Source organism: Lachnospira multipara LB2003 (assembly GCF_000702205.1).
GTDB classification, from domain to species: domain Bacteria; phylum Bacillota; class Clostridia; order Lachnospirales; family Lachnospiraceae; genus Lachnospira; species Lachnospira multipara_A.
Genome location: NZ_JNKW01000007.1, coordinates 94,939 through 117,829, shown reverse-complemented (window position 1 = coordinate 117,829; position 22,891 = coordinate 94,939). Strand labels below are relative to the sequence as shown.

Annotated in this window: 19 protein-coding genes; all 19 read right to left on the bottom strand. The window is 32.3% G+C overall.

The features are described from left to right. Nucleotides 1–9 precede the first annotated feature (9 nt). The 19 genes from fliJ to pilM all read right to left on the bottom strand — a co-directional run bounded on the left by fliJ (nucleotide 10) and on the right by pilM (nucleotide 22,885). Complete coding sequence (gene fliJ, locus T537_RS0105935) at nucleotides 10–456, bottom strand: flagellar export protein FliJ (RefSeq protein ID WP_031556702.1); 447 nt, start codon at nucleotides 454–456, stop codon at nucleotides 10–12. 34 nt (nucleotides 457–490) lie between these two features. Then, entirely contained in the window at nucleotides 491–1,852 is a 1,362-nt protein-coding gene (gene fliI, locus T537_RS0105930; protein WP_034210345.1) for a flagellar protein export ATPase FliI, read from the bottom strand. An 11-nt stretch (nucleotides 1,853–1,863) separates the two neighbouring features. Continuing rightward, nucleotides 1,864–2,940, bottom strand: a complete 1,077-nt coding sequence (locus tag T537_RS0105925; protein WP_031556700.1) for a FliH/SctL family protein — start codon at nucleotides 2,938–2,940, stop codon at nucleotides 1,864–1,866. Then, nucleotides 2,933–3,958, bottom strand: coding sequence for a flagellar motor switch protein FliG (gene fliG / locus T537_RS0105920; protein ID WP_027437850.1), 1,026 nt, complete (start codon nucleotides 3,956–3,958; stop codon nucleotides 2,933–2,935). The genes T537_RS0105925 and fliG overlap by 8 nt, the downstream gene beginning before the upstream one ends. A gap of 17 nt (nucleotides 3,959–3,975) precedes the next feature. Continuing rightward, nucleotides 3,976–5,589 (bottom strand): flagellar M-ring protein FliF C-terminal domain-containing protein, encoded by a 1,614-nt coding sequence (locus T537_RS0105915; RefSeq protein ID WP_031556699.1) that lies wholly within the window; start codon nucleotides 5,587–5,589, stop codon nucleotides 3,976–3,978. A gap of 37 nt (nucleotides 5,590–5,626) precedes the next feature. Next, complete coding sequence (locus T537_RS0105910) at nucleotides 5,627–5,965, bottom strand: flagellar hook-basal body complex protein FliE (protein ID WP_031556698.1); 339 nt, start codon at nucleotides 5,963–5,965, stop codon at nucleotides 5,627–5,629. A gap of 80 nt (nucleotides 5,966–6,045) precedes the next feature. Continuing rightward, nucleotides 6,046–6,534 (bottom strand): flagellar basal body rod protein FlgC, encoded by a 489-nt coding sequence (gene flgC / locus T537_RS0105905; protein ID WP_031556697.1) that lies wholly within the window; start codon nucleotides 6,532–6,534, stop codon nucleotides 6,046–6,048. A gap of 23 nt (nucleotides 6,535–6,557) precedes the next feature. Beyond that, nucleotides 6,558–6,950: a flagellar basal body rod protein FlgB gene (gene flgB / locus T537_RS0105900; protein ID WP_027437846.1), complete on the bottom strand. Its 393-nt coding sequence runs from the start codon at nucleotides 6,948–6,950 to the stop codon at nucleotides 6,558–6,560. A gap of 264 nt (nucleotides 6,951–7,214) precedes the next feature. Beyond that, on the bottom strand, nucleotides 7,215–7,973 hold the full coding sequence (gene codY / locus T537_RS0105895) for a GTP-sensing pleiotropic transcriptional regulator CodY (protein WP_031556696.1): 759 nt from the start codon (nucleotides 7,971–7,973) through the stop codon (nucleotides 7,215–7,217). Nucleotides 7,974–7,989: 16 nt separating this feature from the next. Then, entirely contained in the window at nucleotides 7,990–10,062 is a 2,073-nt protein-coding gene (gene topA, locus T537_RS0105890; RefSeq protein ID WP_031556695.1) for a type I DNA topoisomerase, read from the bottom strand. Nucleotides 10,063–10,123: 61 nt separating this feature from the next. Continuing rightward, nucleotides 10,124–11,269, bottom strand: a complete 1,146-nt coding sequence (dprA, locus tag T537_RS0105885) for a DNA-processing protein DprA (protein ID WP_051637175.1) — start codon at nucleotides 11,267–11,269, stop codon at nucleotides 10,124–10,126. Nucleotides 11,270–11,276: 7 nt separating this feature from the next. After that, nucleotides 11,277–12,824 carry a YifB family Mg chelatase-like AAA ATPase gene (locus tag T537_RS0105880; RefSeq protein ID WP_031556693.1) on the bottom strand — a complete coding sequence of 516 codons (1,548 nt, stop codon included), beginning with the start codon at nucleotides 12,822–12,824 and terminating at the stop codon, nucleotides 11,277–11,279. 141 nt (nucleotides 12,825–12,965) lie between these two features. Then, on the bottom strand, nucleotides 12,966–15,545 hold the full coding sequence (locus T537_RS0105875) for a DUF5057 domain-containing protein (protein WP_031556692.1): 2,580 nt from the start codon (nucleotides 15,543–15,545) through the stop codon (nucleotides 12,966–12,968). A 9-nt stretch (nucleotides 15,546–15,554) separates the two neighbouring features. Continuing rightward, nucleotides 15,555–16,196 (bottom strand): PilW family protein, encoded by a 642-nt coding sequence (locus tag T537_RS0105870; RefSeq protein WP_027437840.1) that lies wholly within the window; start codon nucleotides 16,194–16,196, stop codon nucleotides 15,555–15,557. 15 nt (nucleotides 16,197–16,211) lie between these two features. Further along, on the bottom strand, nucleotides 16,212–16,784 hold the full coding sequence (locus tag T537_RS0105865) for a pilus assembly FimT family protein (RefSeq protein ID WP_031556691.1): 573 nt from the start codon (nucleotides 16,782–16,784) through the stop codon (nucleotides 16,212–16,214). Continuing rightward, nucleotides 16,784–19,300 (bottom strand): hypothetical protein, encoded by a 2,517-nt coding sequence (locus T537_RS0105860; RefSeq protein ID WP_031556690.1) that lies wholly within the window; start codon nucleotides 19,298–19,300, stop codon nucleotides 16,784–16,786. Before T537_RS0105860 ends, T537_RS0105865 begins: the two co-directional genes overlap by 1 nt. A gap of 8 nt (nucleotides 19,301–19,308) precedes the next feature. After that, nucleotides 19,309–20,568 carry a prepilin-type N-terminal cleavage/methylation domain-containing protein gene (locus T537_RS0105855; RefSeq protein ID WP_031556689.1) on the bottom strand — a complete coding sequence of 420 codons (1,260 nt, stop codon included), beginning with the start codon at nucleotides 20,566–20,568 and terminating at the stop codon, nucleotides 19,309–19,311. Continuing rightward, nucleotides 20,561–21,295: a hypothetical protein gene (locus T537_RS0105850; protein WP_031556688.1), complete on the bottom strand. Its 735-nt coding sequence runs from the start codon at nucleotides 21,293–21,295 to the stop codon at nucleotides 20,561–20,563. The genes T537_RS0105855 and T537_RS0105850 overlap by 8 nt, the downstream gene beginning before the upstream one ends. 18 nt (nucleotides 21,296–21,313) lie before the next feature. Then, nucleotides 21,314–22,885, bottom strand: a complete 1,572-nt coding sequence (gene pilM, locus T537_RS0105845; RefSeq protein WP_031556687.1) for a pilus assembly protein PilM — start codon at nucleotides 22,883–22,885, stop codon at nucleotides 21,314–21,316. Nucleotides 22,886–22,891: the final 6 nt, after the last annotated feature.

Genomic DNA, 22,891 nt, shown 5'->3' with positions numbered 1-22,891 from the left:
TTAACACATTTAATTACTACGATTATTGTAATTAAAACTTACAACTTCGTCAATCTCTTTCATTTCCTGTGCACTAATTTCTAACTTAAATTCCTCAAAGGCCTTTTCCTTTAATATTTCCTGTATTTTTCTTTCTTTAACAGCATCTGCAAGTCTTTGTTGCGCTAGCTCTAAATTTTTTTTTGCAACTTCAACTTGAACTATTTGGGCCTTTATTTGTTCCCTTGATATTTTTATACTTTCCCCTAATCTTCTTAGTAAATTAACATCAATCTTATTACTAGTTGCTTCCTTTAATTCCTGTTCGTAAAAATTTAGCCTAGTTTTAAGTTCCTTTAGCTTATTTTCTTCAGCTGTGAGCTTTCCTTGGGCTAAGGAAAATTCCTGTTTTCTAGTATTTTCAATTTGTTCCTTAACCTTTAGGACATTTTCCATCTTATATACAAACTTTGCCATTAGTTTATTACCCCTTTACTTTTTAGTTCTGACATTATTTAGGTCTAATGCCACTTAAATTAAGGGTTCCATTTTCAAAATCTTCATAATCATCAAAAATTTCATTAAGCATTTCTAATTCTTCCTCAAAGCTAAATTTTTCATCTGTATCCTGGCATAAAAACTTATTTACTTTATTAATCTTATATACTGCATAATCAATATTTTTATTAGTACCACTTCTATAAGCACCAATATTGATTAAATCTTCAGCCTCATTATAAGTTGCAAGTACTGTTTTTAGACGACCTGCCATTTTTTTATGCTCCTTTGATACAATTTGACCCATACATCTTGAAATACTTTGTAAAATATCAATGGCAGGATAATGATTTTGATGACCTAATTTCCTTGATAACATAATATGACCATCTAGAATAGAACGAGCAGTATCTGTGATTGGTTCATTAAAATCATCGCCATCAACTAATACTGTATAAAGTCCTGTAATTGAGCCTTTATCAGCCATTCCTGCCCTTTCAAGTAATTTGGGCATTTCAGAATAAACTGATGGTGGATATCCTCTTGTAACAGGTGGTTCACCGCTTGCAAGACCTATTTCTCTTTGAGCCATAGAAAAACGTGTTAAAGAATCCATCATAAGAAGCACATCTCTTCCCTGATCTCTAAAATACTCTGCAATGGCTGTTGCTGTCTTAGCTGCTTTATTTCTAATAAGGGCTGGTTTATCAGAAGTTGCTATAACAAGTACACTTCTTTTCATACCCTCAGGTCCTAAATCTCTTTCAATAAATTCCCTAACTTCCCTGCCTCGCTCTCCAATTAGGGCAATAACATTTATATCAGCTTTGGTATTTCTTGCAAACATTCCAAGAAGTGTGGATTTTCCCACACCTGAACCTGCAAAAATTCCAATTCTTTGACCCTTGCCAACAGTAAGTAAGCCATCTACAGCCTTAACCCCTAGAGGTAAAACTTCACTTATTATTTCCCTATCCATAGGATCAGGAGGTGTAGCCTCAACAGAATACTCTTTAGCAAATTCAAAACTAGCACCATCTGTTGGATTTCCAAGACCATCAAGGGTATGGCCAAGGATTTCATCCCCTACCTTAACACCTAATGGCTGTTCTGTATTTTCCACAACAGAGCCAGGTCCTATTCCATCAACCACATCAAAGGGCATAAGAAGTACCCTAGAATCTCTAAAGCCTACCACTTCTGCATATAAAACCATAGACTTATCTGCTGAATAAATCTTACAAAGGTCATTAAGCTTAGCATCTGGCCCTACTGATTCAATTGTAAGTCCTACTATTTTCGTAACTTTCCCAAGTTTATCATAAAATGATTTTTCTGTTAAAGCATAATACTTACTTCTATCAACTAGTGCCATAATTATCCCCTTTAAATACAGCTTAGTAATTTCAAATCTTTAATAAGATTATCCAACTCAATATCAAGACCACAGTTAAATACCCCTGTATCTGTCTCAATAATACACTCATTACGATTCATAGTTGGATCCTCTAATATATCAATGTTTACTTCCTTAGACATAGCCACATAAAGCTTTCCCTGATTGTTTATAAGAAACTTATAATCATCAGGTGAAACCTTAATTATAAAATTATGGCTACTATCTGCATTTCTCATAACCCCGTTTATTAAATGCATAATAATATCATGATTATCCTCTGCAACTGTTAGGGTTACTTTTTTAAAAACATCTGTTAATATCTCAACTAATTCAGGTTCTATAGTTGCCTTTTTTTCTTCATATTCCGCCTCAAGACTAGATAGTTTTTGTTCATATTCATTTTCTAAATTTGCCTTTAAATTCTCTATCTCTTCATTGGCACTATTTAGTCCTTCATTATATCCAGCATTTCTTGCGTCCTGTCTTATTTCTTCAATTTGAGCATTAGCATTACTTATTATTTCATTAGCCTCATTATTAGCTTCTTCAATTATTAAACTTGCTCTTTGGTTGGCCTCTTCAATTATCTGCTCCATTTTTTGATTTGCAAGTTCACTATTAAATTCACTATTTAGTTCACTATTAGAATTACTAACTTGTTCACTGCCATTATCAGCTTCTAAACTAATACCCTTAGCCTCCATTAGTATTTCAGCCTTTTGCTGCATTAGCTGTTCTCTTCTATTAGCCCTTGCTAGGTTTATAGCTTCTATTTCCTCATCAGAAACATCCGGGCCAAAGCCTCTTTTTTCCATTTGGTCTAGTCTTAATAGTTCTTCATCTATATCTGCAGTTAAATCAGCATATTCATCGGCATCCTCAAAAAGCGCATCATAATCTGGTAATTCTACTTCTTTTGCATCTAAGCCATTTACGAAGCCATCCTCGTCTTTTCTTTGCATTTTTTCTTTAACGGCTAAAATCTTTTTTTGTATTAAATCATTATAATCAATTACTCTTTCATCTTTATTTACTATCATTCCTCGTCTTACTAGATTAGACAATGATTTCGTCACCTCCACCTCTAGCAATAACAATTTCTGCAGAATCCTCGAGTTTTCTAATAATATTAACAATCTTTTGCTGTGCTTCTTCAACATCCTTCATACGAACAGGACCCATAAAGTCCATATCTTCCTTGATCATAGAAGCAAGACGGCTTGAAAGGTTGTTAAGAACAACATTTTGTACTTCCTCAGTAGCACCTTTAAGGGCAAGTGAAAGGTCTGCATTTTCAACATCACGAAGAACTCTCTGAATTGATCTATCATCAAGTGAAAGAATATCTTCGAATACGAACATCTTCTTTCTGATTTCATCAGCAAGCTCTGGCTCTTCAACTTCAAGAGTTTCCATAATATGTTTTTCAGTACCTCTATCAACTGTATTAAGGATTTCAACAATGGCATCAACACCACCAACAATTGTGTAATCCTGGTTAACAAGACTTGATAATTTACGCTCTAATACCTTTTCTACCTGCTTAATTACATCTGGACTTGTTCTATCCATTAAGGCTATACGCTTTGCAACATCTGCCTGTTTTTCTGGTGCAAGGGAACCTACAACCATTGAAGCCTGACTTGCAGGAAGATAAGATAAAATAAGGGCAATGGTCTGTGGATGTTCATCCTGAATAAAGTTAAGAAGCTGTGAAGAATCTGTTTTTCTAATAAACTCAAATGGACGAACCTGTAAACTTGCTGTTAACTTACCAATAACATCCTTAGCCTTATCTTCACCAAGGGCTTTTTCAAGAAGTTCCTTAGCATAAGAAATACCACCTTCGGCAATATATTGCTGAGCTAAACATACTTCATAGAATTCAGAAAGAACAGCTTCCTTAGTCTGTGGTGAAACACTACTAGTATTGGCAATTTCAAGGGTTAACTGCTCAATTTCCTCTTCCTTTAAATGTTTAAAAATCTTTGCTGATTTTTCTGGTCCAAGGGCAATTAAAAGTGTGGCTGCCTTCTCAACGCCATCCATTTCATGCTCTCCATTACTATTTGTCTTAGCCATAGGCTACACCTCCCTTATTAATTCCAATCTTCATTAAGCCAGTTACGAAGTAGCAGGGCCACCGCTTCTGGATTTTCATCCACGAATTTTTCAATAGCAATTCGAGTTTCTGATTTTTCTTGAACATCAATATCATCAACTGTCTGTTGGGCAGTTGCTTCCTTAGTTGTAGCTAACATATCTTCAACGGATAACTCAGGCTCTGTTTCCTCAACTGTAAGAGGTCTAGTACTTCTAAGAACAACTAAGATAAGAATCACAAGAATAGCAATTGCAAGTAAGACCTGAATCCAGAAACTTGCTGTGCTTAAGATATTGCTTGCTGGCTTATCTTCAAAATATGGCACCTGGTAGGCAACAACTGAAATATTATCAGTATTTGTAATACCTGTACCTTTAGCAATAATTTGAACCCAGTCATTGTCCACATCTAGTTTTACTGATTCCGCATTATCTATCTTATACTGTTCCCATGTAGTACCGTCTAAGAGTCCAGCATCCTTCACCTCCTGTTCTTTATAAACCACCTTTTGAATAAGAGTTACACCTATAGTCGATGAATCATATATTATTTTTCCTGGTTCACCATTAGTAGTTTTTACAATTTCATTTGGCATATATGAATATTGTTTAACTGTATAGGTTGATGTGGAATTGTTTCCATCTGTAATATCATATGTAGTCTCATCATTACTTGTGGTTCCAGGAGTTCCACTAGCACCTGTTGTGCCAGTAGACTCTAATTCATATGATTCCTTATAAAGTCCTTCTTCTCTACCTTCCTGTGCTGTATATGTTGTGGCAATTTCATTAACCGTATCCCAGTCAAGGTCTAGATTAATTGCAATATTTGCCTCATCATATAGGCCACTACTTGTTATTGCCTTTTGTAGTGATAAAGTAACTGTATTTTCAATTGTTGACTTGTATTTCAATCTTGAATTTAGGGTAAAAGTTGATGAGGAACCTGAATTGATTCCGCTAAATAACACATCACCATTATCATTAGTAATAGTGACGTTATTAGTTGTTGAATTACCTACTGATGCTGCCAAAAAAAGTGCTATTGCTTCTGCAGATTCTTCATTGAAAGCACCTGTAGTTGTTAATTTTGCAGCAACAACTGTCTCAGCTGTCTTGGCATAAAAACTTGATGTATCCTCTGGAATTGTAACATTAACCTCTGCTGCCTTAATACCATTGTAACCTGTTAAATCCTTAGCCAATTTACTTCGCAAAAAATTAGCATACTTTTTTAATCTGTCAGAATCTGTAGTTGTTAAGTTATTAGACATTGCCTCTTCAAAAGTATATCCATCAGCTGTAAAATTTCCAGACGCAATCTTTATTTTAGCATTGGTTAAGTCCTTTTTCTCAACATAAATAGTCAAGTTGTCGATTTTATGATGTATACCTTCTGATGTAAGTAACTCATCTACCTCTCCAAGAGTTTCATAATCAGCACAAGTTTTTAAAATCTCATACTTGGGCCTAGATAATACAATCGACAAAATGGTTACTGCTACAATAAAAACAGTAACCCCTATGGCAATTATAATTTTTTGAACCTTAGAAAGGCTCTTTAACATCTCAAGTATCCTAGTCGGTATTTCCCTCAATCTCTCTAACATAATTTACACCCCAAATCCTTCAAAATTGGTTTATCCCTTAAATGTTCATATTCATAATTGTGTTATAGCTCTCAAGAGCCTTATCTCTTATAGCCACTGTATATTGAAGAGCTATATTAGCTTGCTGCTGATAAACCCCTAATTCATGTGGATTTTTAATATTACCAAGGGCAAAATCCACTTCAGCCTGCTGTGCTTTTTCAATATAGTCATTGGTGCTTCCAAGTAAGCTTGATACAGAAGAATAAACTGCACTAAAAGCATCTCCACTTGTTTTAGCTGCAGCTGTACCTCCTAGCACTCCTGCTTTCATTGCATCTTTAACCTTTACGACATAATCGGAGTTTAAGGCTGATACTGCATTAGTTAGCTCCATAGCACACCTCCATCTTTAATTACAAAATCCAAATCTCTTTATATTATCTCTTTATATTATCTCTTTATCTTTAAAAATAATTATTGTTCCCCTATTGTTAGGCCCTTTTGAGCCATTGCTTTAGCTGCATTAAAAGCTGAAATATTAGCTTCGTAGGTTCTTGATGCATCAATTAAATCCGTCATTTCCTGAACTACATTTACATTTGGATAGGTTACATATCCATTCTCATCAGCATCAGGATGATTTGGATCATATACAATATTCATATCCTGATTAGTATCCTCATAAATTCTTGTAACCTTAACGCCATTGCCTACGACTCCACCATTTGCCATTCTTAGTGCATCTGCAAAAGAGGAATAGCCACTATATACACTCCCCTTTTTACCAAGATATGTTCCTGTTAGGGTTTTTTCTGTAAATACAACGTTTTTCTTAACATAAGGTTTACCAGTTGAAGTTCTTGTTGTATCAGCATTGGCAATATTTTCAGCAATAACATCTGTTCTTAATTGTTGTGCTGTCATACCCGACGCACTTATATTAAAGCTTGTAAAAATAGCCATAAATCACGCTCCATCCTTAAAACTTACTTAATTACATAGCCAAATCTTTTAAATTCGTTATTAATACTATCAACTAAGCCTGTGTAATTTAGTTGTTCTGAAGCAAGTTCTACATTTTCAGTTGATAAATCCACGTTATTACCATCAAGTCTATAAGACAATGTACTATTATCTGTATAAGTTCTAATAGCAATATCGTTATAATTTAGTTTACTCACCCTTTGAGTTAAAGAAGTAGCATCGCTTCCAGCTCGTTGTAATGCGTTTTCTAAAAATGTTGTAAATTCAATGTCTTGCCTTTTATAGTTTGGAGTATCAACATTTGCGATATTGTTACTAAGTACTTCTTCTCTAGCCCAACTGGCATTTGCTGCTGTGGTAAGCAAATTCACATAACCAAATGCTCCCGTTGACATAAATTTCTCCTTTCATAAGAAAAAGCCTTGTATTAAATTTAATTCACGTAAATACTATCTTAATTATAAAATATTTTTAGAAAAACACAAGTTGTTTTTCCCTTACAGCCCTTCTAAAAATAAGACGAAACTAAGATTTTGGGATAAAAACAAAAATGGACCCACTTTCGTGGATCCATCCATTCGTCGCTTCATCCTCCTTGGATAGTACTATTTTACTATTCCAATAGTGAAAAAGCAAGAGTATTTGTTTATTTTATTCTTTTAGAAGGTTTTTATCTCATCAAAGACCAAATCATTAACTACTTTGATATATGTTCCCTTCATACCAGAAGATCTTGTTTCAATTATGTTAGCGCTTTCAAATTTTCTTAGAGCATTTACAATAACTGATCTTGTAATACCAACCTTATCAGCAATACGAGAAGCGACTAATATTCCTTCAAAACCATCTAATTCGTTTAATACTGCCTTCATAGCAATCAATTCTGAAGAGGAGAGGGTTGAAATTGCAAGCTTAACTACCTGTCTTTTTCTTGCATCTGTTGCTGACTCCTCATTAACTGACTGCATAAGACTTAAACCTATAACTGTTGTACCATATTCACTAAGTATAATATCGTCTATATCATAATCATTTTCATCTCTACAAATAAAAAGTGTGCCTAGTCTTTTTCCGGCAATGTAAATTGGTGTAATTAAAGCACTTATATTAGCTATTCTATCTTCCTTAAATCCTAAGGTAGCTAGATTTACATTTTCATTTGTACTAAGAATACTTAAGAGTCGTTCATTTAATGCTTTATCAATAAATCCGCCCTTAGTAATAGCTATATCTAAAATCTGAAAATCATTATGTCTTGCTCTTCCTAAAACTTTTCCCTTCTTAGAAATCACCAAAATATCTGATTTTAGAATATCTGATAAGCAAAGACAGATATCTGTAAAATTTATCCTTAGCATATGGTTATTATGTAATATTTTATTTATTTTACGAGTTTTGTCTAATAATTCTATACTCATAAAAACCACCTATTATTTATTCTTTACTTATTACTTCAACATGACCGCACTCAGGATTTGCACAAGCTAGCTTCTGACCCTTTATAACCATATAGCCGCCGCAATCTGGACATTTTTTTGTTGAAGGTTTCTGCCATGAAACAAAATCACATTCTGGATAACCTTCACAACCATAGAAAATTCTGCCCTTCTTAGTCTTTTTAAGAATAACATCCTTACCACACTTAGGGCAGGCAACACCTATCTTTTCTAGATATGGCTTAGTATTTCTACAATCTGGGAATCCTGGACATGCAAGGAATTTACCATGAGGTCCATATTTTACAACCATATTTCTACCACAATTTTCGCAAATTACATCTGTAACCTCATCTTCAATTGTGACATTTTCCAATTCTTTTTCAGCTAAATCAATAGCTTCTTTTAGGTCTGGGTAGAAGTTTCTAATAATGTCTTTCCATTCCACATTACCCTCTTCTACACCATCAAGTAAGCTCTCCATATTAGCTGTAAACTGTGTATTTACAATAACTGGAAAAGCCGTCATCATTGCATTATTTACTGCGCTACCAAGTTCTGTTACATATAGGTTTTTTTGTTCCTTAGCAACATAGTGTCTAGCAATAATTGTTGAAATTGTAGGTGCATAAGTAGATGGTCTACCAATTCCAAGCTCTTCTAGAGTCTTTACTAAACTTGCTTCTGTAAAATGAGCTGGTGGCTGTGTAAAATGCTGTATGCCTTCAATATTCTCAAGGCTAAGCTTAGTATCAAGGTCAAGGCCCTTAGCTAGGGTATTACTCTTCTCATTATCATCAGCTTCCTTATAAATTGCCATGAAACCTTCAAATTTAACCTTTGTTGCAGCAACTGAGAATCTATATTTACCAGCCTTAATCTTAACTGATGTTGTTTCATAAACTGCGCCTGCCATCTGGCTTGCAATAAATCTCTTCCAGATAAGCTGATATAGTCTAAACTGGTCTCTTGAAAGAGAATCCTTAACAACTACTGGAGATAAACTAAGGTCTGTTGGACGAATTGCTTCGTGAGCATCCTGAATACGCTTTTCATCACCCTTTTTATCAGTTCTTTTACCAGCTGCATATTCTAGTCCATAATTTTCCTCAATAAATTTAGCAGTTGTTTCTACAGCCTCATTAGCAACTCTTGTAGAATCAGTACGTAGGTATGTAATTAAACCAATACTTCCTCTTCCTTCAATTTCCACGCCTTCATATAACTGCTGAGCAATTCTCATAGTTTTTTGTGTTGCAAAATTAAGAGCCTTAGCAGCTTCCTGTTGCATTGTACTTGTTGTAAATGGAAGTGGGGCTTTTTTGTTTCTTTCACCCTTCTTAATTGAATCAACGCTAAATGTATTTTTCTTTACTTCTTCTAGTATTTCTTCCATTTGAGCTTTAGTCTTAATTTCAATCTTGCCATTCTCATCTCCAACAAATTGAGCAACTATTGGCTTTTTTTCATTCTTAATATTAAGAGTTGCCTCCATTGTCCAATACTCTTCAGGAATAAATTCATCTATTAAATTCTCTCTGTCGCAAATTATTCTAAGCGCAACTGACTGTACTCTACCTGCTGATAAACCTCTTTTTATCTTAGCCCATAAAAGTGGACTAATACCATATCCCACAATTCTATCTAAAGCTCGTCTTGCCTGCTGTGCATCAACTAAGTTCATGTCGATTTTTCTAGCATTCTTTAATGATTCTTTAACTGCACTCTTAGTGATTTCATTGAATGTAATTCTATAAATGTCTTTTTCTTCCAATTTAAGTGCAGCTGCTAAATGCCAAGAAATAGCCTCTCCTTCACGATCGGGATCGGTTGCAAGATATATCTTATCAGCCTTTTTAGCTTCCTTTCTTAAGGCTGCAAGTAATTCACCCTTACCTCTAATTGTTATATATTTAGGTTCATAATCATTCTCTACATCAATACCAAGTTGTGACTTTGGAAGGTCTCTTACATGACCTTGCGATGCCATTACTTTATAATTAGATCCTAAAAATTTGCCTATTGTTTTAACCTTTGCTGGCGATTCCACTATAACTAAATACTTAGCCACTTAAAACTTTCCTCCGTTTCTTTAAGCCCAAAATCTGGACTTATTAGCAATAATGCTATTTCTAACTTATCTGTATCTTTGCATAGTAATTCTTAGCTGTTTCCTCTACTAAGCCCTCTAACTCAAGTTCTAATAAATTTTCTACCACGTTACTTAAAGGTAACCCTGTCTTCTTCACTAAATCATCTAAGGAACAAGGATACAAATCGAGTTCACTATACACCATATTTCTAGGGCTTGCAATAGGGGAATTTAAAGAATTGTGTCTAAATTGTGTATTTTGACTTGAAATTGTCTTGCTTTGGCTACTATTAAATAATTTCTCTTTTACTCTTTCACATTTACAAATATCAGCTGGCTCAAGTATAAGATTTGCCCCATCTGAAAGCATTTCAAGACAGCCATATGACAACTCGTCTCCAATTCTTCCTGGAACCACAAAAATATCCTTTCCATTTTCAAGGGCATGCTCAACTGTTATTTTAGTTCCACTTTTTCTTCTTGCTTCAACCACCACTATGGCATCGGAAAGTCCACTAATTATTCTATTACGCATAGGAAAACTTGCTGGAATTGCAGGAGTGTGCGGCTTATATTCTGATAAAACTCCACCCTTTATTTTCAATTTTTCATATAAATCATAATTATATCTTGGATAACATAAGTCCACGCCACATCCAAGCACTCCAAGGGAATAGCCACCATTATCAATAGCTCCCTTTTGTCCATAATAGTCTACTCCAAGTGCCATTCCACTTATTACTTGAATTCCCATCTTAGCAAAAGCCTTGCCAAATTCATAGGCTATCTTTCTTCCGTAATTTGTGCACTCCCTTGTACCTATTATTGATACTATTGGTTTATTCTCATCTGCTAGTTTGCCATAATAAAATAAATTAACTGGATAATCATTTAGATTAAGTAATGCTTTTGGATAATCATTACTTACTGGATATGTAAAATTCATGTCTGATTTTATCAATTTTTTATAGTCATTATATATGTATTCGCTTTTTTTGGCTAAATCAATTTGTTTGGCATCATTAATAGATATTTTAGCTACTTGCGTATAGTCTTTAAAGCTTGCACTATATATATTTTTAGGGCTTTTAAATCTATCAAGAAGATTGTGTATCTTTATATTACCAACTCTTGGTATATTATTTAGCCAATACCAATAAAAGCCTTCTTCTACATCTTTTGTCATAAGCCTCCTATTCATTAACACTTCTATAAGAAAAGCTCTCTGAAATGTGGCTCCATTGTATATCTTTGCATCCTTCTAGATCTGCTATGGTTCTTGCCGTTTTTAATATCCTTGTATAACCCCTTGCTGTAAGTCTCTTTTTTTCATAGAACTTTTCCATTAGTTTTTGTTCCTTTTCTTTCAATTCACAGTATTTATTAACCATTTTGGAATCCATCTGAGAATTAAAATTAATGCTTGTACCTTTAAAGCGTTCAAGCTGAATCTTTCTAGCAGCAAGGATTTTTTCCTTCATTTCTTTAGTACTTAATTCTCCTTTATTATTCTCTTCGTTATTATTATCTTCGTATATATCCCTAAATTTAATTTCATTTGTCTTAATACAAATGTCAAATCTATCCCATATGGGATTACTTATTTTTCCAATATATCTTTTTATTTCATTCTCCTTGCAATGACACCTGTTCTTATCAGGATAATATCCGCATTTACAGGGATTCATTGCAGCTACAAGCATAAAATCTGCCGGATAATCATAGGAATAATTTAGTCTTGAAACCCTTACTCTTCTATCTTCAAGAGGACCTCTAAGACCTTCTATTACCTTAGAATCAAATTCTGTAATTTCATCTAAAAATAATACTCCCTTACTTGCAAGGGTAATTTCTCCTGGTTTGGCATAAACTCCACCGCCCATTAAAGCGCTTGTGGTTATATTGTGATATGGATTTCTAAAGGGGCGTTTTTTTACTAAACCCTTACATTTTATAAGATTTCCTGATATACTTGCAATTTTTGTTACCTGTAGCATTTCATCTCTTGTCATATCTGGCATTATTCCAGGTATTCTACTAGCTAACATAGTCTTGCCACTTCCTGGTGGTCCAATATACATAATATTATGCATTCCTGCTACTGCTATCATTGTGGCCCTTTTAGCACTAATTTGGCCCTTAACCTCACTAAAGCAGTTATAAAGCCTAGTATTATCATCTTCCTCTTCTTCATCTAAAGAGTAAGTCCTATTTATGGGATTAGATGGTAAGCCCTCATTTATTAACTTTACACATTCCCTTAGATTATTGGCAGTAATAATATTTATTCCTTCAACAATTAATCCTTCAGCTTCATTTTCTTTTGGAATAATTACGTTTTTAATTTTCTTATCCTTTGCCATAAGGACGCAGGGTAAAATACCTTTAACCCCTTTAATACTGCCATCTAGACTTAACTCACCAATGCAAAGTGTATCCTTTATGGCATCTAAATTTAAGATTTTTACTGCCGCAAGTATTCCCAGTGCTATGGGTAAATCAAAGCCTGTACCATCCTTTCTTATATCTGCAGGAGAAATATTAACCACAATTTTTTGCGGTTCTAATTTAAAACCAGAATTTTTTATAGCTACCTTTATCCTTTCCTTAGCCTCCTTAACTTCGCTACTTAAAAGGCCACTCATATTAAAGTCTGGCAATCCAAGTGATACATCTGTTTCAACATGAACAAGAAAAGCATCTAGTCCATAAACAGAAGCGCAATTAATACAACTATACATTTTTTCCTTCTTTCCTTTTAATTTCTTTGGGATATAAATTCGAATTGAATAAAAAGAATTGCTTATGAATACAAGCTTTTTCGATAATATCATATAAATAAAAATAAAGCAAATTCTAAGTCGAATTTGCTTTATTAAAATCTAATCAAGATTAAAAAGATCTCTTCTTGATAACTTTATTATAGCTGTTCCCCTAGATTTATAGGCATCCTCTGTTATAACTCCAATATTAAGTGTTCCCTTATTTATGGCATCCCTTAAAGTCTCATTTTGTCCATTTTTTAAATCTAGATAATCTCTTAAATCAATGGCAGTTTCTATATTATTTCTTAAATAGTCCCCATCTTTATATTCCTTTATAATTACATCTATATTAGCATCATAACTTCCATCATTATCCACATCCCAAAATGCAAGACCATATGGAAAGGCACCATTAGATATACCCATATCAATATCTGAAGGAGTAAATCTAACATAATTAGATGCTGTATCTAATGGATTCTCAGAATAAATATCAGTTATTCTTATTGCCTGCTCATAAGTTGTCTTATTTATCTTTACACCTGAAGCAACCACAGAAACTGGAGCTGAATTACCAGATTTAATAGCCTTAACAACTGTATTTACAAAAAGTTCAATTTCTGCATCTCCTGTAACTCCAGAATGTCCGCATCCTGAATAAGTTATATTATTTTTAGAATAAATATAATAATTATTTAGAGCATCTGCACCTGATAAATTGTAGTATGAACTATTACTATCTGAATAAAGAGAATACCATACAACCACATCATCACTTGAATCCAAAAACTTAGAGTTACTTGACTCTAAATCAAGGGTAAACCACTGTGAATGTGTCTTTGAAACATTAATTTTATCGCCAATATTATATGGATATTCTGTAATCTGTCCCTTATTAATACATGTTACTGTTGTAGTTGTAAGAACGGAGCTATTAACCTTATCTGCTATATTAGTATATAGTTTATAAGCATTTCCATTATCACTTCCTCTTCTCATCATAAAAAGATTGGTATATCCTTGGAAATTGTCATTAAATGCATAGCTTTTATTATTCCCTGCTACACTTATCTTATCCTTATTAGATACTCCATATCTATCCATTCCAGCAAGATTTCTAAATCTAGATGTAAGCTTAAAGGCTGTTGATAGATTTTGGTCTGTACTTTTTCCTGAACTTACCTCATCTACCTTAATATTTTCATAAGTATCATCTGAATATGCAGAATAAATAAAATTATCATGCGTAAAAAGGACTGAATTTCCCATATTTATATAGTCTTCTAAATTATTTAGTGCATCTTCATCGCTAATATCCTGTCTATTAAAGTTATCATAAAAACCAATTACTACCATGTCATAATCCATAAGCTTATTTTTCTTACTGTCATAGTAATCTGATGAATTTATTCTATAATTAATATTCTTATACCAGCTATTAAAGGTTTTTGTACTTACTGTATCCACATCTAAACTTATTCCAACCACATCTTCAACTTGGCTAAATTTATTTTGAAACTCTGTTCCTGCTAATAAAAAATTGCCATTGCTTACATTATCAAGGGGTACAATTTGTAATACCTTAACCTCTTCTTTTTTCTCTTCACCTACAATAAATGAACCAGTTGCCTCTCCTGATATTCCATCTGAATTTGTGGCAATAACTTTTATACCAACATAGCCTCTTAATTCTTGTGGAAGGGCTATACTAAATTCAAAATGTCCATTTTTATCAGTGGTTATTTTATTATCATAGGATTTAATTGATGAGTAATAAACCTCATATTCTTCTCCTGGCATTTTTGATAAAATTCCATCACCATTCTTATCAATTAATACTTCAAAATCATAAGTATCTGAAACAGTACCAACATATCCACTAACTAGGAAATACCCTAAAGTAGAAGCATCTATCTTAGTCTGACTTATTATTTTATTTCTATATGAAGCCTTAAATTTAGAATCTAGTACAACATTTGGGCAAAGTATATAATTTAGTTTGGCACTTTCATTATTTTCATTTGCTATATTGCTTGTATTATGTCCGTTTTTTTCAAGGATGTATTTTGATAGCTTATACATATTTACATCATAATTTGTATTTGAAGTACTAGTGTCCTTTGTTATGGAATTTATAATACTATCTGCTAGAATAAGTGGCTTTCCTGCATCAATATATTCTTCTAACTTTAGTAAGGATTTAATGGTTAAATCATTGCCACTCATAGCTGCATAAAAATTATTAGTAGTCCCGCTTTTTGCTAGGTTAAGCATTAAATATTTACCACTAGGCCCATAGATACCATTTCCTTGAATAGCATCCCCTGGCATATAACCACTTGGATTATAATCGCTTATAATTATAAGATCATATATGTTTTTTACATCTCCATTAACTCCAATAAAACCATTAGATGGAAGTGTGGTTATCTCCACATAATTCTTATAATTACTAGAGGTCATTTTGCTATTAGTTATTCCAAGCCATTTTAAAATCTTTTTTGCTCCATTATAGTTATTGTATTTAACAGCACCACTTGGCTCAATTTCTAAGACCTTAATTGGATATCTAACAGTTGTAGTTGCTTTTATGTCGCTTTTTTTAATAACAAGCAAGCTAAAAAGACAAACAATTAATGCAAGTAACGCTACTAATACTATCCATTTTATTTTCCCTTTTAATTTAAAAAGATTCATATCTTACACCTACCATTTTATAAATGCATCTCTCATGTCCTTAGATATTCTAGTAACTTCTGTATCACTCTTATTTATTTTTACAAAGCTTAAAACACCATCATTATTTTCCATTCCAAGATATAAGGAATCCCTAGATTTATTTCTAGTTGTAAAGCTTTTAGTTAATTCTCTTTTTTGTCCATTTATTTCAATCCCAATTTTTACATCCACCATGATTTTTTCAGATAAATCGTTAATTGTAACTCTGCCATCATCATCTAATGTCTGTTTTATACAATCCTTATTTAGTTTAAATTCACAAAGATAAACATTATCTGCTATAAAACTTTCATCACTTCCGTCAATATATATTAAACTTTTGTTGTCTTTATCATATCTAATGCCCAGCAATTCACTAGTTGTATTAACTCTTAAATTGTATTCCCCATTTTCTATATAAATTTGCATTCCTGTGGCATTTAGAATTTCTTTCTCAATTATGCTAAATGAATTATCTAGACTTGTTTGAATCCTTGCATCTATGCTTTCGTTTTTGTAATTTCTTGCACTTTGAGTAACAAGCACACTAAGACCCACAAGGACAATTCCAGAAACAGCCAGGGCTATCACTAATTCTATTAAACTAAAGCCTTTATTATCTGCTTTCATAATAATCCTCCAAATTTACTTAAATAAACCAGTCTTAGTATAAAGCGTTAATTTATTAGTCTTTCTACCCTTAATAATAAAGGTTATATTATTATTATCCTGATAATTTGTTCCCCCATCTATTTTGGTTCTAATATAGCTTATTCCATCCAAACTTTGTGTTTCATTTATTACACTACCATTTAAATTAAAAACACTGACACTACCTGACTCCTTAGAAAACATAATATAAAGACTATCACCCTTTTCTAATTCCTTAGTAGTTGTATTATCTGCATCTGTAAAGCTTAAATTTATTCCTATTCTAGTTCCAAGTTTTTTAGTATATAATAGACTACCATTTCTGTAACTATAAACTACTATTCCCTTATCTTCATTAGATATTTTCACATAAAAATCCTCAGAAATAGCCTGACTATTTATTCTTTCAAGTTCTAATTCACTTCTAATTATTTCAACTGCTGCCTTAGAATCTGCACTTGATAATACTCCTATGCCAATAGTTGCCATGGATACTGTCACAACTATAATTGCAAGTGCAACTAATAATTCCACAAGGCTAAAACCCTTACTATTAACTCTACTCATTAATATCTCCAATTACTAATTTCAACCATGTCCTTATAAGACATTTCTGGATTACCTTTGTTTTCTGTGTTTTGTTTTTCAAAGCCATATAAGAAAATTGACTTAAATGGATATGCATAATCTATAACCTCTGTTGTAACTCCCGTATCTGAATTAATCATATTTAATATTTCAGATTCACTAAGTGAAGTAACTCTTACATTACCCTCTACAGTTATTTTTCCCTTACTTAAAATCACTCCTGTAAAATTAGAGCGCACTACCACATCTCCTGTGGCTACAATAACGCCCTTACTTGTCTTTAACTCCATTCCCTTATAATTGCTTTTTGATAGGCTAGAATCAATTACAACGGCTTTCCCATTAATTCCTTCATTATCAAAAGCTGCCAACATGTAATCCCCGTATAGATTAACTCCATAATTATGGGCAGAAACCCCTCTATTGGCTATGTATTGTCTAAAGCCCTCCATAGATACAAAATTTAAGAAAACATTGTCAGAATATAGGCTTACATCTGGCACATTTTCATTTCCCACGTCTTCATTTTTTAAATAAAGAGTATCTGGATTTTCCACCGGATACAAAATTTTTCTTAAAATATTATATCTAATTGCATAATTCGTATATTTTTCCTGATAGTTACTGTAATCAAGGCTAATACTGTCTCCATTCATATTAACCCCATTATTATATAGATCATAAGTACTATCAGATATGGAATCCATATTGGCAAAAGGGCTTAAAAATATATCACTTTTAGTACTTGCTGAATTAATATTTAGGGTATCATGTAGGGAATTTCTATGATTATCATAGTTTTCTCTCTCCATTGTTGTGGCCTGTTTATAATAAGTGCTTCTGGCTCTATAATTTAAATAAGCCTCATCATCCTCAATTAATTTGGCATAAACTGCCTTTAGGGCAGAATTTTTAAAATTAAGATAATAATATGCACTTCCATATCCGTCACTGCTTTTTAATACCTTCAATACAAAAGGCTTCTCCTCATCTAACAATGGATATGCAAAAAATGAATTATCTAGGCTTATTTCTACATTTTTTCCCTCATATGAAACCCTGCCTGTATTACCTGCAGTATTATAAATAGCCTCAGTTAAAAGAGGCACAGGGTTTACCCTAGAACTTATATAAGCTGATGGCACAAGATAACTTTCCTGATCTCCATAGCTTGCATAGGAAAAACCAGTTTCATAAGGAATTGCCCCTTCATTATATGTAATATAAGCATTACCTGATAAAAGCACATTAGCGCTAGAATTTATATTAATTTTGCTATTATTACTATTAATTATTAAGGAGCTACTGTTTTCATGGCCTCCTCCATTAGTAGCCACGTAACCATATCCATAATAATCCCCATTTATATTTACATTACTATCATTAGCTCTTAATTCAAGGTCATCCTTTGCATAAATATGGGAATTGGCTTGGAAATTTATGCTTGACTTACTAAGGGTAGTAAAAATATTATTAGTCCAAATTCTACCTCCATTAGCATTTACTGACCCACCATTTACAACCAGATCCTTACCACTAATTACATTAGTAGAACCATTTCCATAAATGTTAAAATTAGCCCCATTATTAACTCTAATACCTAGACTTCCACCTCCATAGACACTTCCATATAAATTAAGAGTAGATGGATTTGTTAGTTTATTTGCTGTATTAACCTTATTATCATCACTTCCAGAGACTAATATTCCTTCATTGGCAATAAAGGCATAATTTGCAAAATTAGTTCTTCCCTCTAATTCATTCTCAATTAATGCTACAGTTTCTTGTGGAAAGCCTATATTAATATCAATAGTTACTTCTGAAGTATAGCCTTGTTTATTAAGATAAGACACTGTTAAGTCTGTAATTTTCAAATAATAATTTTCTATATTTGTACTATTAAGATATTCATCCTCAATTTCTTCATTAGAAACTACAACACTTGCAGAAACTAATTCCTTAACATCTAATTTTCCCACATCTTCTTCTAAATAGGTTCTTAATCTATTAGTAAGCTTTTCCTTTTCTACTACATTTAATTCTCTTTCTAACTCACTAAAGCTATTATCCTCTGAATAAATATTATTTAAATAGCCCTCTCTATCACTATCACTAATAATACTTAAATTGCTAAGAAGTCTTGTCATATAGTTTTTTCTTAGTCTTTCATTGGCATAATTATTAGTTATATAGGAAATAGAACCATCTAAATTAATACTTCTATTAGCAGATATATGAGTTAACTCATCAACATAGGCTGCATTAAAGCTATCCATTGAAACCTTACCTAGACTTACATAGATTTCATCAACTGCTTCTTCTGCTGTGTAAAAAGTGGACTTTAAATTGCTCTTTGCCATCTTCATGCGCAAATTAAGCATAACTGTAGAAGTAATTGCACTTGCAAGAATCATAACAAAAGAACACATAATTAGAACCATAATAATTGTGGATCCCTTTTTATTAAGTTTTTTATTCAGACTTAGAAGTTTCATATATCCACCTACCAAACCTTAGTTGTTATCATTGTAGTTACTAAACTATCCTCATTTTTTTCTCTATAATAAACTTTAACAATTAATCTATAGATGTAATTAGTCTGTCCTGTTTGAATTCCCTCATTTAGGTTTAATTCCCAGTTATAAATATTAGAATATACACTTGCCACAAAGTCTTTTGATAGGCCAAAAATCTCACTATTAGCGTTTTTTGACTTAAGTCTATCCTCATAAAAATTAATATTTACATTATCTTTTTTTATTCTTATCTGTCCATTAGTTTCACCCTTATTTTGCTCCACAAGATAAAGGTTTAGTCCTTCAAATTTAACATTTGGATTAAAGTTTTTATCATAGGAATAGCTAATATTTATTTTATCCTTAGCATATTGCACAGGCTTTCCATCAACTATTTCAATAATTCCATTACTATCAAAGTCATTATAAATTGTGTAGAAGAAATATATAGGCTTTGCAAAACTGCTATACTTTGGATTGCAAGAAATAACTAACTCTCCATTAACATCACTTGCCTTAACTGCTTGGTTACCTACAATAAAGCTTCTCTCATAGTCATCTACACTTCCCACATTTCCTGTATTATCATGATATTTATACTTAATTGAGGCTGTTACAGTCTCAATATAATCTGCTAAATCAGAACTAGATGTATCCTTTATTATCTTTACATCAAAATTGGTCTCCTTAGTTATACACTGCTTATTAAAGTAAACACCTGTAGCTTCCTTAAAATAAGTGCTTGCTTCGTTATTAATTGTGTCATCTCTATAAATAATATTAGAATCAGAGCTAACACTATAAGTAGATGTAAGACTGTAAGAATTTACATTATTACTAGCATTAACATCTCCCTTAACTTCTCCATCTGTATAAAAAGTAGGATCAAGAGTTGCTTCTATATAGAATTTTTCATTATTGTTTCCTAGGAAAAAATCCTTATTTTTAGAAGAAATCATATATTTATAAGTCCCATTATCATTGCTTTCTTCTAATTCATAATTGTAATTAAGATTAGACCCTTCTAAATCCTCTAATTTAGTATTTTTAATTTCTTCAATTATATTACTTGCTGCAACCTGAGCATTTTCAACTCTCTTTGCCTTTGAATTTCCTTTGGCTGCCCCTGTAAAAATTGATAGAATTGGCAAAGAAACAAGAGCTAAAATTGCCATAGCAATAAGGACTTCCACAAGTGAGAAGCCCTTTTTATTTTTTATTAGCCTTAATTTCTTTACTCTATTCACTTACCCTTACCTCAACTACTGAATTATTAGTTTCATTGCTAGAAAAAATATTAGCCTTACCTGTTGCAATATTAAAGTCTGGTTCCACAAACTTTCTATCTTCACTAGTTATATAGTACATATTAAGAACCATTGTTCCGCTTACTGTGTTGCTTGATTCATCAAAGGATGCAGAAATAGATTCGATTGTATTTTTGCTAAAATATGAATTTATATAATTAATTAATGCCTTCCACTGATTATAATCTCCTTCATAGCTTATGGTTTGACTAAGTTTAAAGCCTCTCATATCTGTTGTATAACTTGTATAGCCTGAAGGATTAGAAGGCGCTATTCCTCCAAATGTATAATTTACAACAGGAGTTTGAAAGCTTGCTGATCTAATCCATATGCCATTAGTTCCCTCTGCATTAGATAAAAAGCTTAATTCACTTACTATACTGCTGCCATTGGCATAATTACTTATTATTTTTTCTGTTTCTTCATTATAACCCTTGGTATCATCAATATATGTTTTCTTATGTCTGTTTTTTTCATCTAAATCTCTTACCTGTCTTTCAAGAGTAGAAATCTTAGTTTCACTTTTTATGTTTTTTGCTTCCATCTTATTAAAAGCAAAATAATATGACAAAAATACCATTAACACAGCACACGCCACATATAATAGTTTTTTATCCCTTGATGATATTGAAGTTTCAATATTTAATTTCTTAAAAATAGATTTCATAGCAAATATCTCCCTTCCCTATTCCTTATCCTCTGTATTAGCAAAAGAGAAAGTTAAACTAAAGTTCACATATGTTGTATCTGTACTGTCCTTGCTTTCTTGAATACTAGGAACTACTACATTACTAACGCCCTTAATACTATTTAGTTGCTTTATTAATTTAGCCACGGATTCCTTAGAACTTGCCTTTCCTGAAATAGAAACATTACCATTTAAATTAGACATGCTCTCGATATTAACATCTACAGGAATTTTTTCCTCAAGACTTGTTATTAAGTCTCCTAGCTTATCATTATTATTAACTGTAAGGCTTTTAAATGATACAGCATCTAAATAAGCATCCTTAGCATCATAATAATCATTTACAACATTAACGATTTCCTTCTTGTTCTTTATTTGTGTATTTAAATCATCTATTGTTTTTTCTAGGAAAAATCCTCTAAGAATTGGATATACAATAAATACCAAAGATACAAAAATGGCTCCCGTAAGTAAGAGCTTATATGCTCTAAAGCTTTCCTTATTAGTTTCTTTACTTGAAAACTCTTCTGGTATAAAGTTAACAGGTTCAATTAAAGCGCCCACATTGTTTAAATAAGAATGTAGTCTTCTTTTTTCAAAGCCTGTTTTTTTATCACAAACCACATTATTAAGATCAATTATATTAGTTACTTCTTTTCTTATTTCATTAGATAATAACTCATTAAATCCCTTAATTGTAGTTGCATTACCAAGTACATAAGCCCTAGCAATTTCATCGCCCTTATTTCTTGAAGTGTAATAATCCATAATTCTATTAATATTGCCAATTAAATATCTAATGGATTCTGTAACCTCGTCTCCATCAAATTCAGTATGTAATACCTCTTCATTTTGTAATTTAGTAAGAGCTGCTCTGTAATCTAAATTATATTCACTCATTACAGCATCTACTAAAAGAGACTTTCCATAAGGAACCATTCTTTGTAATTTTAAGACATTGTTTTTAAAAATATTAACAACAGAGCCATCATTCTCAATTTCAACCACTAAATTAACATTATTATCTAGTTGATGTCTTACTAATTGATAGGCACTGTTGCCTGTATAATCAAGGTATAAAAGATTCATACCTAATTTGCTTGCTAATTCATAATAACTTTTAGCAGTCTCATCATTTAGAGCTGCCACCATGATTTTTAGCTTATCATTGCCATCCTCATTAATTTTATCAATAACAGAATATTCAACTATATGGTCATTAATATTTACAGGAAAATAATCTGGTGCATTAGTTTCCACAAGTTTTGCGATTTTCTTAGGATTAATATTAGGTATAACAACCTCTTTAGTTGCTATCTTTGTAGAACTAACTGCAAAACAAATATTATTGCTTGTAAAGCCTTTTTCCTTTAAGGCTTCCTTCATCCTTAATGCAAGTTCATCGCAGTCGTTTAAAACTCCATCGTTTACGCATCCCTTTGGAGTTGGTATAGTTACTGCCCTGTGCACAATAATTTGTTTACTAGTTTTAGTAACTTCCATCATCTTAATAAACTCATTATTAAGAACTGCACTTATTAATTTTCCCTTATATTTAATACCAGACATAGTTCC

Excerpts from the sequence above, each read along its gene's own strand:
- fliJ (WP_031556702.1), bottom strand. The coding sequence starts at position 456 with ATGGCAAAGTTTGTATATAAGATGGAAAATGTCCTAAAGGTTAAGGAA.
- fliI (WP_034210345.1), bottom strand. The coding sequence starts at position 1,852 with ATGGCACTAGTTGATAGAAGTAAGTATTATGCTTTAACAGAAAAATCA.
- fliG (WP_027437850.1), bottom strand. The coding sequence starts at position 3,958 with ATGGCTAAGACAAATAGTAATGGAGAGCATGAAATGGATGGCGTTGAG.
- T537_RS0105915 (WP_031556699.1), bottom strand. The coding sequence starts at position 5,589 with ATGTTAGAGAGATTGAGGGAAATACCGACTAGGATACTTGAGATGTTA.
- T537_RS0105910 (WP_031556698.1), bottom strand. The coding sequence starts at position 5,965 with ATGGAGCTAACTAATGCAGTATCAGCCTTAAACTCCGATTATGTCGTA.
- flgC (WP_031556697.1), bottom strand. The coding sequence starts at position 6,534 with ATGGCTATTTTTACAAGCTTTAATATAAGTGCGTCGGGTATGACAGCA.
- flgB (WP_027437846.1), bottom strand. The coding sequence starts at position 6,950 with ATGTCAACGGGAGCATTTGGTTATGTGAATTTGCTTACCACAGCAGCA.
- codY (WP_031556696.1), bottom strand. The coding sequence starts at position 7,973 with ATGAGTATAGAATTATTAGACAAAACTCGTAAAATAAATAAAATATTA.
- dprA (WP_051637175.1), bottom strand. The coding sequence starts at position 11,269 with ATGACAAAAGATGTAGAAGAAGGCTTTTATTGGTATTGGCTAAATAAT.
- T537_RS0105880 (WP_031556693.1), bottom strand. The coding sequence starts at position 12,824 with ATGTATAGTTGTATTAATTGCGCTTCTGTTTATGGACTAGATGCTTTT.
- T537_RS0105875 (WP_031556692.1), bottom strand. The coding sequence starts at position 15,545 with ATGAATCTTTTTAAATTAAAAGGGAAAATAAAATGGATAGTATTAGTA.
- T537_RS0105870 (WP_027437840.1), bottom strand. The coding sequence starts at position 16,196 with ATGAAAGCAGATAATAAAGGCTTTAGTTTAATAGAATTAGTGATAGCC.
- T537_RS0105865 (WP_031556691.1), bottom strand. The coding sequence starts at position 16,784 with ATGAGTAGAGTTAATAGTAAGGGTTTTAGCCTTGTGGAATTATTAGTT.
- T537_RS0105860 (WP_031556690.1), bottom strand. The coding sequence starts at position 19,300 with ATGAAACTTCTAAGTCTGAATAAAAAACTTAATAAAAAGGGATCCACA.
- T537_RS0105850 (WP_031556688.1), bottom strand. The coding sequence starts at position 21,295 with ATGAAATCTATTTTTAAGAAATTAAATATTGAAACTTCAATATCATCA.
- pilM (WP_031556687.1), bottom strand. The coding sequence starts at position 22,885 with ATGTCTGGTATTAAATATAAGGGAAAATTAATAAGTGCAGTTCTTAAT.